We start from the raw sequence: 13,050 nt of genomic DNA, 5'->3' as shown, positions 1-13,050 counted from the left end.
GTTTTTTTCTTTCATCAATGTAAAATTCAAACTGTTTAGGTATTGTTACCCTGACAAGGAGGGCGACGTCAGCTCCTCACCCACTGTGTCCGTGTCCTCTGCGAGCTCCGTGGTGGGAGCAGGCATTAAACGCGCCTGTTTTAGTTCTTTAATTACTAATTCGGTTTGATTCAGCCTGTCAATGTAAAACGCCGTAAAGCTGAATTGTCTCGGCAGTTCGTAAGCCTTACGGTAATTATTCTCATCATCGTCATAAAATTCAACTTCAATGGCCTCCGCCAAAGAAATGGTCCTCGCCGTTTCAAGATACTGAAGCACGTGATTTATCTGGACGTTTTTGCCGGTTTCTTTCAGGCGTCCAACACGGGTATTGAACTGATCGCTTTTTACGGTCGAAATGATGAGGGGGGTGGATACTGATTCAAGTGCATAAACAGACAGGACATTATCCTCGAAGGCGTCCATTCTTTCCTTTAATGTGAGAGGAGTGCCCAAAATAAATTCGATATAGCGTTTGATGTAATCCGGGTCATTGTGATAACTGGCAATGGCGGCAAGATTGTTCTCATCATGGATGAAAAGCCTGCTAATGCCCCCTTTAATATTCGTTTCAGGCGCGTGCAAATGGGTTCTGTTGAACGTGTGTTCGCGGGTAATTGTCCAATCGAAATCAAAGATCCGTATTTTCATGGCAGACAAGAAATAAGAAGTGTTACCAAAGTATAAATGATTCGTCCTGAAAATAATGCTTTTTTAGCTGTTTGTCAGCCTATGATCGATTTTAGCTTATTTTTTGACCAATAAGCTATACTTTATAAGTAGTGTCGATGGGAGTCTATCCAATGGCGAATATATCTCGTAAAGAAATCATGGATTTATCTCATGAAAGTACGGTCGGTTTGATTTATTCACGCAGTGATTTGCATCAATATTTAGTCGAACTCATTCATAATGACAGGACAGACTATATTCATGAAGGGATAGGTGTAGCCGTATTTCCCACCATGGAGGATGCGTTAAGAAGCGCTCGACGGCGCGGGGCCACCTGCTTTTTTCTATGCCTTGACAATACCTATGACGAATGTGGTGCCGAGCCGGCCGCCTCTCATTACAATTATCTCCCTATCCGTCCCAGTCGAAAACATTAACCCTTTTCTCCAATTCACACTAGAATGAAAACATATCGGCATGAAGCCGCCATTCTGCAATGGACGCTGGAGTGAATGTATGGAAAGGACAAAAACGGACGTTTTAGTGGTCGGTGCGGGGCCCGTGGGTTTGTTTTGCGCCAACGAATTGCTTCGTCACGGCCTGAAAGTCCGGATTATCGACAAAAAAGAGGGGTTAAGCGACAAATCCAAAGCCTTGGGCCTGCACATCCGTACGTTGGATGTCATGGACGATTGTGATTTTCTGAAAGAAATACTGAGTCAGGGGCAGCGGGTCGAAGGCGCGATTTTTAATTCCAAAGGCAAACCGCTTTTTGAAGTCAATTTTAACGGCATCGGGTCCAACCGCAACTATTTAATCGATTTACCCCAAAATCAAACCGAGGCCATTTTTTACCAGCGACTCATGAGTCAACAGATGCCAGTAGCGTGGCAAACGGAGCTGGTCTCCTTTTCTCAATCCAGTCTGGGCGTTAAAGCCACCCTTAAAGACAAAGATGGCAATACACAAGAGGTTGAAGCCGATTGGCTGATGGCATGCGACGGCTCACACAGTACCCTGCGTCACCTGGTCAACGAATCCTTTCAGGGGGCAGCCTATGAGCAAACCTGGTGGCTGGCCGATGTCCATATTGACTGGGCAAAGCCTCAGAATAAAATGCTTATCTACGTCAACGATCGGGGGCCTTTAGCCTGTTTCCCCATGGGTGAAACCCGCTACCGCGTAGTGATGACCGCCCCGCCTGCATTCAGCGGCGAGTTGACACTGGATGACATTGTCAGCGAATTTAAAATCCGAAGCCTTGAGGCATTTACCCTGTCCAATCCTCTCTGGCTTAGTCAATTCACCATTCATCATCGCCAGATTCAAAATTATCGCCACGGTCGGGTCTTTTTTGCCGGCGACGCCGCGCATATTCACAGCCCCATGGGTGGTCAGGGTTTAAATACCGGCATCCAGGATATTTATAACCTCGTGTGGAAGCTGGCCATGGTACAACGAGGATTGGCCAAAGACGAATTGCTGGACAGTTATCAGGCCGAACGCCATCCCATTGGTGAACAGGTGTTGAAAAAAACCGATCTCATGACCCGAATGATTCTTTTGCGTAATCCTGTGTTAATCAGTTTGCGCAATGCTTTTGCCCGGCTAATGGTTTCCCTTAAACCGGTGCGTAAAGCGATAGCCAGAGACTTGGCGGAACTCACCATTTCTTACGCCAAAAGCCCGATTGTTTACGTGCAGGGCACAGCGGGTCAATTGAAAATCGGCGAGTACATTGGGGATTTCAGCCTGATGGATAAGCAGCGTGGCAGCCAGGAAACGGCGTCACTCCTCACCCGTGGCACACGCCATCATCTGTTTGTTTTTTGCGGGCAAAATCCAGGTGATTTAACCGCGTTTTCAGCGCTATTGCCGCGATTGGCTGAACGGGTGCAATCCTTTGCTGCCGTTCACGCAGTGGTGAGCGACACCATAACCTTGCCAGGTGATTTTCCTTCAATCTATATTGATCCCGCTTTTTCACTGCACAAACGCTTTGCACTTGAGCATGAAACGGCCGTTCTGGTGAGGCCGGATAAATACATAGGCCTCATTCAGTCGCCCATTCATGAAGCGGATTTACTGACAGCGATACGGAGTATGGGGATTATTTGTTGAACAACAACAGTTGCAAATACCCTGTGGTCAATTATCATTAAGGGCATGTACGCATTTAGATCATTGAGAACAACCATGCGCTCTTTCCTTTTTTGTACTGCCGCAGCCTTCGCAGCAGGCCTTCATGCCGACACCATTGACCATTACATGAACATCGCCAACAACATTCCGCAAATGGAGATGAAAGCGGATCCGCAGGCGCAGGCCTGGGCGCGCTCAGCCCGCAATGTGTTGACCATTACCAGTGAAACAGTGGCTGAAACCTTGATGCAAGCCAATGAACTGGCTAAAACCCAGGGACGCCCCCTCTTTTGCCTGCCCAATGGCGTTTCACTCAATGCGGTCACCCTCAATGGCATTATTATGCAGACCTACAATGAAATTTCCAGTCAGCAAAGCGACAAAGACAAGATGACGGTCTCGCAGGTTGCCTGGCTTGGGGTGGCTAAAGCATACCCCTGCAAAGGTCAATCGAATTTGCCGCAGGCCATTCAACACGTCGGAGGCTTATCCGGCCAATAAGAGCAGAAGGCCGGCTCTAACCGGCCTCAAGTCCAGTTTACTGGCTTGCCTCTTCAAAGGCTTCCAGTGCTTCAGCCGCATACATGAGAGAAGGTCCACCCCCCATATAAACAGCCATGCCCAAGGTTTCAATCAATTCTTCGCGGGACGTGCCCAGTTTGACCAAGGCCTGCGAATGAAAACCGATGCAGCCAGGGCAATGATTGGCCACAGCCAGCGCCATGGCAATGAGCTCTTTGGTTTTTTTATTGAGTACCCCGTCTTTGGTCGCGGCTTGCGACAGGGCCGAAAAACCAGCCATCACGTCAGGCATCTCTTTGCGTAATTTTGCTAATTGAGTACTGATTCCTTTGGTAATGTCACCAAACTTCTGAGTCATTGGCATCTCCTGTGTTAGCTAAAGCGTTATTTAACAGCCGTTTATATCACGGCGTCCCCTGGCGCCACAAGTTTGCTTATTAAGCAATCAAAGCGAACACCCGGCACCCTGTTTCAGGGTGTGCAGATCAGCCCATAACCGTTCAACAATCGGCGTGTGAGCCGGCTTTTGCAGGCGAATAGCCCCCATGGTTAACAGGCGTTCATCAATATGCGGCCCAATAAGCCGTTGCAGACTGCCATGAGCCAGCTCTTTCGCCACCAGGTGTAAAGGCAGACGGCCCCAGCCCAAACCGGCAAGGATAATGTCTTTTTTGGCATGAACATCACTGACTGTCCAGCGGCGACCGTGTTCCAGAACGCCAAACGTAAAATCCGACTGCGATGAATCACGCAAAATGACTTGCATGCAATCGGATAAATCATCCAAATCATGCAGTTTCTCGGCAAATTGTTCGACAAAGCGCGGGGATGCAACAGCCACCATGGGTTCTGAACGCAACACAATCATTTCCACCGCCCGATCAGAAATCAGGTTTTCACTGATCACCAAATCCGCCTGCTGCCGCAATAAACGTTCACAGGCACCGCCTAAGGATTCCGATAGAAAATGAAACTGGGTCAAGGGGTAGGTATTAATCCAGTGGCGCAATAATTCTTTTAATGCATTTAAGGGATAAAACACATCGATGGCAATGGTAATGTCGCTTTCCATGCCTGCTCCCAATTGCTGGGAAAACTCGTTTAAATGCCGCCAATGGCTCACCAGCGACTTGGCCCGTTTATACAATTTTTCACCTTGGGGTGTCAGTTGCGGCCGATAATGACTGCGATCAAACAAACAGAGGTTTAAGCGGTTCTCGAGTTTCTTCACGGCGAGGGTGATGGCTGGCTGTGTTTTAAACAGAGCCTCTGCCGCAGCATTGAAGCCGCCTTTTTCCACGACTGTGACAAACGTATGCAAGGCATCAAAATCAATTTCCATTAATTTTATTAATTAAATTCATAAAAACTTAATATTATCAAATTATACAGATTTCTTCTAACCTGCTTTTGAACCCAATCACAGCAGGATCAATATGAATGACATGAATCATGATGAGGTAGTCAATGAGTTAACGTTTCTCCTGATGAATCGTCTCCGTTCCAGTGAACCGGGGCACAGCGCCTGCCGCAAAGCGCTCTGCCCCCATTGCCAGCATCATCCCAGACAATACCTGACATTTGCCATTCAAAGGCAACTGCCGCTGGTGATGATCCTGCCTGCTTTCCCTGCCAAATCGGCTAACCGCAAAAAAACCCTGTCCCCCCATCCTGATCGCGGTGAAGTGATGGGATTAAGCCATTTAAATGCCCTCTGCGCGTCCATGCAACAAACCTACAGCCACGGCGTTAAACTTATCATTTGTTCCGATGGGCGGGTGTTTAACGATCTGGTGTTAGTCAGCGATGAGGACGTGGACATTTATCAGCGCGGCATCAAGCAAATCATCAAGGATAACCAATTAAACCATCTTTCAACGTTTTCACTGGATGATATCTATGACTCGCTGACATACACTCGTATGCGCGAGCGGTTAATGATGGAGTATGCTGAATCCTTGCCAGCCCTTTTAACCCGTATCGAGGACGATCCCGCCTTGCTGTATCAGTTTAACGGCATCCATCGTTTCATCGTTGAAGATCAATTGGCACTGCACCCGGGCCTGTCGAAAAATCAGATTCGAAAGCAGGCTAAATCTGTGGCCTATGAGGTGATACGGCGCTCCAATGCCTGGTCGCGGCTGTTGGCCAAATCTTTTCCAAACAGCCTGCGCTTATCCATTCATCCCCAACCCTGCGGTTCTGACAAACTGGGCATTCAGTTTCTACCCGCCAGTAACCAATGGGCCACCCCCTGGCATAACGTCATGCTAAAAAGACCCAATGGTTGGCAACTGGTCAAACGACAGGAAGCTGAACAGCTTGGCGCCCGTTTAAATCATGATCATTATGTTCTGGAGGCTTGCTGATGCGAACGCCAATGCCCCCCTTTACCCCCCACGTGATAACAGCCAGACAGGATGATCTCACCCGGGTACCGCTCAACACGATCCTTAATCAGGTAACAGAACACCAGTTAGTTTTGATGCGGGGGTTTAAACCGCTCAGTAAAGACGAGCTGGTCGATTATTTGCAAAGCCAGGCACCGCTTCTTTATTGGGACACAGGTCCGGTGATGGACATGCGGGTCGATAAACGTAAACCCAACTACCTGTTTACTGAAGGCGATGTACCGCTGCACTGGGATGGCGCCTTTCATCAGGAGCCGCGTTTTCTTTTCTTCCACTGTTTAAAAGCGCCTCTGCCGCATTGCGGCGGTGAGACTGTTTTTGTGAATACCCAACGGGTGTGGAAAACAGCCAGGGCAAGGCAACAAGCTGCGTGGCGTGATTACACGTTCACGTTTAAAACTGAAAAACGGGTTCACTATGGCGGTTCCATCGTTCGGCCTATGGTCATGCTGCATCCGGATACCGGCGAAACCATTCTCCGCTTTGCCGAACCCGTGGGCGAGGATTACTTAAATCCCGTCGACGTGGCAGTCCTTGGCAAAAGCGCGTTGGAGTCAGATGCCATACTGAACACGTTAAGCCGTGTCATGCGCGCACCGCAGCACTGCTACGAACACCGCTGGCAGGAAGGCGATTACCTTCTTGCTGATAACTTTGCGCTCTTGCATGGCCGCAATGCCTTTAGTAAACACAGCCCCCGTCATTTAAGAAGGATACAACTCTTATGAAACCTTATACCCTGATGCAGTTAAAACAAAGCACAACCCCTGGCGAATTCAGCCGCCACTTGCGTGAGATGGGTGAGCTTTTCTGGTGGGACCCAGGCCAGTTTTTTGTGATTACCGCTTATGATTTAGCCAAACAGGTCTTGACCAGTGAAGATTACACCTGTGATCGCACCCCCTTCTTTATTTCACGTATGCCGGACATGAATCTGTCCCTGATTAGTGATTTTTTCAAGGTTGTCAGCCGCATGATGGTGATGAGCGATGCCCCAGAGCACACCGACAGGCGACGCATTTGTTATCATGGCTTTGGTCACCAGACCATTGACCAGTTAAAGCCGCTGATTGATGCCACCATCGACCGCTGTCTGGCGGACTTTAAACCCGGCGAACCGTTTGACTTTGTGCATCAGGTAGCGCAAATCATCCCGTCCACTGCCCTGGCTGAATTGTTTGCCATCCCTGAAAGCGAACGGCATGATTTTTATGAGTGGTCAAATAACATGACGCAATTTTTTGGCGGTTCCACCACGTATCAGGATGCCGACGGCATTCAGGTTAACCACAGCGCCAAACGGTTATATGACTATTTCGCCAACCTCATCGAGTCTCGCCGCCGGATGCCCGGCCCGGATTTTTTAAGCACCCTGCTTTTGCATCAGGCGCATTTCGGCCTGAATGATGAGGACATTATTTCCCAGGCAATTATGATGCTGGTTGCCGGTCAGGTCACGACCACCGATCAACTCTGCAATAATCTGTATACCCTGCTGACCGAACCCGGGCTTTGGTCAACGCTACAGCAGGATAGAAACCGGCTTGATGCGATCCTTGAGGAATGTAACCGTCTGGATCCCGCCGTCACCTTTATTTTTCGTGTGGCTAAACAGGATACGGTATTAGGAGGCCGGCTTATTGAACGCGGCAAAGTGATTTTTATTTCAACGCATGCGGTAAATCGTGATCCAGCCTGTTTCGACGCCCCCCATGCGGTGACGCTTCAGGACAAGGCCATCCCCCATTTCAGTTATGGCTATGGCAGCCATTTCTGCCTCGGCACGAAATTGGCCCGAATTGAAATGAGCCGCCTTATCCGCGTGCTGCTTGAACGCTACCCGGAATTACAGCTCGATCCCGCCTATGTACCGCAGCGAAAACATCACAGCCTGTCCTTTTCCGGGTTTGAGCATCTTTTCCTGTGTGCTTGACGACGATTAAGCAAAAATTTCCTGCAGGAAATTATCCATCGCCTTCAGGGCGCGTCGCTCAGCAACTGGATTGTAAATGGTCCCCAGTTGCATATCATGCGCCTCTGGGTTGGTAAACGCATGCTCGGTATGACCATACATGTACACCTGCCAATCGACCTGGGCATCGGTCATTTCCTGACAGAACTCAGTCACCTGATCAGGGCGAACCATGGGATCGTCGTAGCCATGCAAGGCCAGGATTTTGGCACTGATAGGATGGGTGTGCAGTTCTTTGGGTTTATTGAGAAGACCGTGAAAACTAACTACCCCTTTTAAAGGCACGCCGCTTCGGGCTAAATCCAGGACACAAAGGCCGCCGAAACAAAAACCAATGGCCGCCACCCGGTTGTTATCCACTTCCGGCATGGCAATGACGGCGTCAAAGGCCGCGTTAATGCGGTCGCGCAATAAAAGCCTGTCATTGGCCAACGGCTGCATAAGTCCCATTTTTTCATCCGTCGTCTCACCCAGACGCCCATGGCCATACATATCCAGGGCAAAACCCAGATAACCCATTTTGGCGAGCATTTCCGCTTTTTTACAGGCGAAATCATTACGCCCGGTCCAATCGTGGGCTACGAGTACCGCAGGCCGCTGCCTGTCGTGTGAATCGTCATAGGCTAAAAAACCGTGCAATTCCTGCTCGCCGTGATGATAAATGTAATTCGATGTATGCATGAACGATCCCTTTGTTTTTGCCACTGGTCAACACTATTGGGTAAATATCCAACCAAAATGCTCCTAGATCAATCCCTTACGTGGATTATTTTTCCCATTCCGTAATTTTCTTCATTAAAAAGCCGGCCCCGTATAGCACCCCACCCGTGAGCAACAGGCAAAAAATTCTGACCATGGTGGGGGTCGACGCCGCATCGTAGAGCAGGGCTTTACCTGCCGCAAAACCTAAAACCACCAGGGCCGATTTCGCCATGGTTTTATCCCGGCGTTGATAGGCAAAGGCCATGACGGCCATGGCATAAAACAACCAGCAGGCGGAAACAGCCAATGAGCCGTAAGGATCCGCCAAACGATAAAAACCGGCAAGAGCCAGTAAATGGGCAGCGCCCAGCAAACTGGAGCCGTATTCTTCATGTTGAGCCAGATCATCGCGGCGATAAATAAGGGCTAACCATGTACTGATGAGGGCGGCAAAAGCGACCATAAGCCAGGATGAAGGATCGTCACCCGCGGCCATGCTTGAATTAAGGTGCAGCAAGTGATTAAGAATATTGATGTATTCAATGGCGAGAATAACAAAGCCAATCAGTGCCGGAACATAATAAGTGCCTCTGTCTTTCATCGTGGCCGGCTTAAGCGGTAAAAAGGCTAAGGCCAGCATGATCAACACATACAGCCAGGGTTTCACGGAGGCAGGCAGCAGTTCAATATAAAATGAATGAAATAACACAATCGCCACAAAAGCAAAAATCATGGATTGGCTTTTAATGCGACCGTCTGGAAACAGGTGTTTGGCCGAGACATACAACACCAACACCAACCCGGCAAACAGCAGCGACAGCCAGGGGGCCAACCCTGGATAACTCCTATCGATATAAAAGTACTCCATCGCATAAAACAGCATGAGGACAGGAAAGAAACCCCAGGCTTCTTTTTCAGTTAATTCCTGTTGATGCACATGGGTAAACAGATAGGTCCCCAGGGTAAAAATCAGAAAATGTAAGGCCAGAACAACCGCGATGGTGACATCATCGTTTAATTGAAGCCCAATGAGAGAAGTAATCAATATAGCTAAATAAGCGGCCAGAATGGTCATTATCCGCGAACGGAGCCAGATAGAAATGGTGGCAAAGGTCAGGGAGCAACAAACAAAATAATACATTGAAAACATCGAGGCGGCCTGCAAACCCAGAATAATCGGGCCAAGGTAAGCGCCTGCTGCTGCGCATATCGCATAGGCATCGTGTTTTATTTTCAGATACAGGCCGATGCATAACAGCGATACCATGACGATGAGGGCCATGGCCGTATTAAACGGCACGAGGTTATAAACGCGATGCGCCGCAAAAACAGAAAGATAAAGAATAATCACCCCAGCCGCTGGCAACAGACTGGCATAGGCGCGGTCAGCATGCAACAAGGCAAACCCGGTTCCAATTAATGACAATCCAAAGACCGCTGCAATGACAATTTGCCGCCCGGGTGTTAACCACCCACTGTCAACGGACAGTTTGATAATGAATCCAGCCGCCAGCACAAAACACACCACGGCGATTGTCCCCAACCAATTACCTGATTTTGGCGTGTTCAGAGGCCTGCTCACATCCGCTTTTCCGGCATTGGAAACAGGTACAACAGGATCATGCCAGCCTAAGGACGGTGCAGGAATGGCAAGATGCTGTTCAATCACAGCAAGGCGCTCTTCGATAGCATGTAAACGCTGTTCAAGCCTGGTCAAATCCATTGACTGTCTCCAGGAATTATTGACCGATACCCCTAATGGTAATCCTATCCCAAGCAAATGGGTATGTTACTTCGCAAATTCGACAGCGAATTTTTCCTGCGGAATAAACTGCCCCTTATCAAAGACATACCGATCAACTTCGCAAGTCAGACGCTCATTATTTATAACATAGAAGCTGTTGAACTTATCGCGAGTGCGCACACAGGACAAAGAGCCAGCATGCAGGATCATGGCATTATCGCCGTTGTTTTTTTCAATGAGGGTAATGTTGGCATAATGCAAATGGCCGGTACAAACGATGTGGATGGGGCTTTGCTTTAAATAATCAATAAATTCTTCGGCATTGGTTAATGGATTATGCATGCCCTCAAAATAATGAAAATTATGATGGAAGAATAAAATATTTAATTGCTGCCCTTCGGACTGAAAAAAAGCCTTCATTTTTGTCAATGACGCCTCTGACAACCGCCCGTCCTTGATTTCATAAGGGTTCACTGAATTTAACCCCAGGATTCGGCAATCGGCGTTCCTGAAACTGACTTCAAGCGTCGAAGACACATGGCGCTTATACTGTTTAAAAGGCCACAAGAGCCTGGCTATGGCATTAAAGAAAGGGATATCATGATTGCCGGGGGTGACGAGATACGGAGCAGGTAATCGCGCTAAAAATTCGGCTAAGGCTTTAAATTGCCAGCTTTTGGCGCGTTGCGTTAAATCCCCGGAAATGAGGAATAAATCCGGCTTGATTAGCGCACAGGCCTCGTGAAATGCCTCGGGGATTGCCTCAAGGTGGTGGCCAACATGCAAATCGGAAATATGGATTATTTTTATCATGCAGTCCTTGCTCTTTTGCGATCAATCGATTTTTCTTCGAAAAAGTTGAGTTAATTCAGTACTTGAATTATCACCAGAGTATAGCTTGGCATTCATCAACCTGCCTTCCATTTTCATAAAGACCATTTTTTGATCATAGTTAGTAGAAATTGTCCTGAAAACTGCCATGATTTAAGGGAATCCAATCATTTTAGAGACACGCCATGAAATCGGATGAATTCGATAACTTAGTCAGTTCGCCAGAGGAACTCAAAGCCGCCCTAGACGCTAACCCTAATCTGATTAAAGAGCAAGATGAAGAGGGGATGACGCTTTTACATCATACCGCTCGAATCGGAAATGTTATGGGTTCTACCAGTGCCAGTAGAATTTTAGACGTCCTGTTTGCCAGTGAAGATCTTGACTTCACGATTAAAGACAATGACGGTAACACGCCTTTACACACGGCGGCCTGGGGTTGTAATGATAGAGTAACATGCCAATTTGTCTTTCCCTTATTTGTTACGGAAGCTTCAAAACGGGGATTTGATTTTGCCACGCTGGGTCAACATGGACAAACTGTTCTACACATTGCCACAAAGATCTCGTATACCGGTAATTTTGGCAGACACAACAATGTTGAAAATGTTATTGGTAACGCAGAAAATCCAGGAATTAATACGCTTTCCTCTTCAGGATCCAGCGCACTCTATTATGCAATCAATCATCTTCATTTTGATGAAGCCTATTCATTATTGACGGCCGGAGCAAATCCACTGGTGTATGAAGCTGATCGCGATCCATTTGCAATGCTTGAAGCTCATCTTGCAACCTTGACCGATATGCTATCGCAGCATGAATATGCCGACCGGCACGACGTAATCAACGAAAAGATTAGTCAATTAAACGACTTAAAAACGGCGATGATCGCAAGTGAGCCCGTAAAAAGTTTTGCCGAAGTCAGAAAAAATGCCCGAATACTGGCGCAAGGAAAACGGCAGGGTTCTCTTTTTGCCACGTTACCTGATGAGTTACTAAACAAAATCGCGGCTCATACTAAAGAACCAGGGACGCCAACCCAGGAAGAAGCCGAAGCCATAGCCAAAGAGCATTTGAAAAGACCCGGATGATGGAAGGCTTTGCACCGTCATGATTTATTCATCGTGACTAAACGCAGGCATTGCGGAATAATTTTATAACGCAAGGGGGATTCCATGCGTTTGACATCGCCATCCAGCGATACATTGAGTTGAGCTGTTTCCTGACAGTGGATTTCAATGGGCGTCTGAGAGTCCCTGAATTCAAAATTGCTTCGGCGGTTAAGCATGGCTCGAATGATTTTGAGTAACCGCAGCCGGCCGTGCCTGAAAAAATAAAGCCCCAGCCGGCCCTTATTAAAATGCTCGCGCTTAATGGTTGCAGGAAATTCATAGGTGTAGACATTATTACTCACCATCAAAAACGATGTGCGCAAGGAAAGTACGAAATCCTCGTTTTTTACACACAAAGACAAGGTGGGGTGCTTGCGCAGGCTGTCGATGAGGCTTGGGATGTAGCTCAGTAATTTATAATATTTTCGGCTGTAAAAATCGCGCCGGCGGGCAAATTTGGGATAAAAGCCGATGGATGAATTATTGACAAAAACATGGCCATTGACTTCGGCCAGATCAATCAGAGTGGTGGTCTGCCGGGTTAAAGCATCAACCATGTCATCAACCGTTGATGGCAATAATAATTCCTTAGCGAAGTGATTCAGAGTCCCTAACGGCAAAACCCCAAGCAAGGTATTCGTATTCGCGCAATAATGAGCAGCCGATCGCACCGTGCCATCGCCGCCGCCCACTAAAAGGGTCTCATACGTTGGCTGGCAGTTTTTGATGGTGGCCTCGAGCTCGCTGGCATCGACCTCATAGAGGTCATAGGCAATGCCCGCCGCCTTCAACCCATGAAGATACGCTGCCGCCGATTGGGCATTGTTGGCTTGTTGGTTGATAATAACCGCCAGTGCGGTCATGGGCTCCCCTCTTTTTTATCGTATACAACAAGCGTAGTTG

General features: G+C 48.0%; 14 protein-coding genes. 7 read left to right on the top strand and 7 right to left on the bottom strand.

All coding sequences use genetic code 11. The features are described from left to right. Positions 1 to 45 precede the first annotated feature (45 nt). Positions 46 to 690, bottom strand: a complete 645-nt coding sequence (locus Lery_RS07850) for a hypothetical protein (protein ID WP_131751066.1) — start codon at positions 688 to 690, stop codon at positions 46 to 48. A gap of 152 nt (positions 691 to 842) precedes the next feature. Between Lery_RS07850 and Lery_RS07845 the strand changes: the two genes are divergently transcribed. From Lery_RS07845 to Lery_RS07835, 3 genes are all read left to right on the top strand, one after another. Continuing rightward, positions 843 to 1,148: a hypothetical protein gene (locus Lery_RS07845; RefSeq protein ID WP_065230266.1), complete on the top strand. Its 306-nt coding sequence runs from the start codon at positions 843 to 845 to the stop codon at positions 1,146 to 1,148. A 79-nt stretch (positions 1,149 to 1,227) separates the two neighbouring features. Next, complete coding sequence (locus Lery_RS07840) at positions 1,228 to 2,832, top strand: FAD-dependent monooxygenase (RefSeq protein ID WP_058526698.1); 1,605 nt, start codon at positions 1,228 to 1,230, stop codon at positions 2,830 to 2,832. 75 nt (positions 2,833 to 2,907) lie between these two features. Further along, entirely contained in the window at positions 2,908 to 3,354 is a 447-nt protein-coding gene (locus Lery_RS07835; RefSeq protein WP_131751065.1) for a phosphatase, read from the top strand. 37 nt (positions 3,355 to 3,391) lie between these two features. On the opposite strand, the gene Lery_RS07830 is transcribed toward Lery_RS07835, so the two are convergent. Together Lery_RS07830 and Lery_RS07825 are read right to left on the bottom strand one after the other, a co-directional pair. Further along, the gene (locus Lery_RS07830) at positions 3,392 to 3,733 is read right to left on the bottom strand and encodes a carboxymuconolactone decarboxylase family protein (RefSeq protein WP_058526697.1); all 342 of its coding nucleotides are present in this window, start codon (positions 3,731 to 3,733) and stop codon (positions 3,392 to 3,394) included. Positions 3,734 to 3,820: 87 nt separating this feature from the next. Then, on the bottom strand, positions 3,821 to 4,717 hold the full coding sequence (locus Lery_RS07825; RefSeq protein ID WP_058526696.1) for a LysR family transcriptional regulator: 897 nt from the start codon (positions 4,715 to 4,717) through the stop codon (positions 3,821 to 3,823). A 94-nt stretch (positions 4,718 to 4,811) separates the two neighbouring features. On the opposite strand from Lery_RS07825, the gene Lery_RS07820 reads away from it, so the two are divergent. The 3 genes from Lery_RS07820 to Lery_RS07810 are packed head-to-tail and all read left to right on the top strand — an operon-like array spanning position 4,812 to position 7,719. Beyond that, entirely contained in the window at positions 4,812 to 5,744 is a 933-nt protein-coding gene (locus Lery_RS07820; RefSeq protein WP_058526695.1) for an isocyanide synthase family protein, read from the top strand. Next, a complete protein-coding gene (locus tag Lery_RS07815; RefSeq protein WP_237759179.1) occupies positions 5,744 to 6,514 on the top strand; it encodes a TauD/TfdA dioxygenase family protein in 771 nt (256 codons plus the stop codon). The genes Lery_RS07820 and Lery_RS07815 overlap by 1 nt, the downstream gene beginning before the upstream one ends. After that, positions 6,511 to 7,719 (top strand): cytochrome P450, encoded by a 1,209-nt coding sequence (locus Lery_RS07810; protein WP_058526694.1) that lies wholly within the window; start codon positions 6,511 to 6,513, stop codon positions 7,717 to 7,719. The genes Lery_RS07815 and Lery_RS07810 overlap by 4 nt, the downstream gene beginning before the upstream one ends. 6 nt (positions 7,720 to 7,725) lie before the next feature. Here the strand turns inward: Lery_RS07810 and Lery_RS07805 are convergent, their stop codons facing one another. The 3 genes from Lery_RS07805 to Lery_RS07795 all read right to left on the bottom strand — a co-directional run bounded on the left by Lery_RS07805 (position 7,726) and on the right by Lery_RS07795 (position 11,017). Continuing rightward, positions 7,726 to 8,439 (bottom strand): dienelactone hydrolase family protein, encoded by a 714-nt coding sequence (locus Lery_RS07805; protein WP_058526693.1) that lies wholly within the window; start codon positions 8,437 to 8,439, stop codon positions 7,726 to 7,728. Positions 8,440 to 8,524: 85 nt separating this feature from the next. Continuing rightward, a complete protein-coding gene (locus Lery_RS07800; RefSeq protein WP_058526692.1) occupies positions 8,525 to 10,183 on the bottom strand; it encodes a DUF2339 domain-containing protein in 1,659 nt (552 codons plus the stop codon). Positions 10,184 to 10,249: 66 nt separating this feature from the next. Further along, positions 10,250 to 11,017 (bottom strand): metallophosphoesterase family protein, encoded by a 768-nt coding sequence (locus Lery_RS07795; RefSeq protein ID WP_237759178.1) that lies wholly within the window; start codon positions 11,015 to 11,017, stop codon positions 10,250 to 10,252. A gap of 203 nt (positions 11,018 to 11,220) precedes the next feature. Here Lery_RS07795 and Lery_RS07790 point away from each other — a divergent pair, with 203 nt between their 5' ends. Continuing rightward, entirely contained in the window at positions 11,221 to 12,126 is a 906-nt protein-coding gene (locus tag Lery_RS07790; protein ID WP_058526691.1) for an ankyrin repeat domain-containing protein, read from the top strand. 17 nt (positions 12,127 to 12,143) lie between these two features. Here Lery_RS07790 and Lery_RS07785 read toward each other — a convergent pair whose 3' ends face one another. Next, positions 12,144 to 13,010, bottom strand: coding sequence for a diacylglycerol/lipid kinase family protein (locus Lery_RS07785; RefSeq protein ID WP_058526690.1), 867 nt, complete (start codon positions 13,008 to 13,010; stop codon positions 12,144 to 12,146). Between the last annotated feature and the right edge of the window lie 40 nt (positions 13,011 to 13,050).

It is taken from the genome of Legionella erythra (assembly GCF_001467615.1).
GTDB classification, from domain to species: Bacteria; Pseudomonadota; Gammaproteobacteria; order Legionellales; family Legionellaceae; genus Legionella_C; species Legionella_C erythra.
This window is presented reverse-complemented; position numbering and strand designations above follow the sequence as displayed.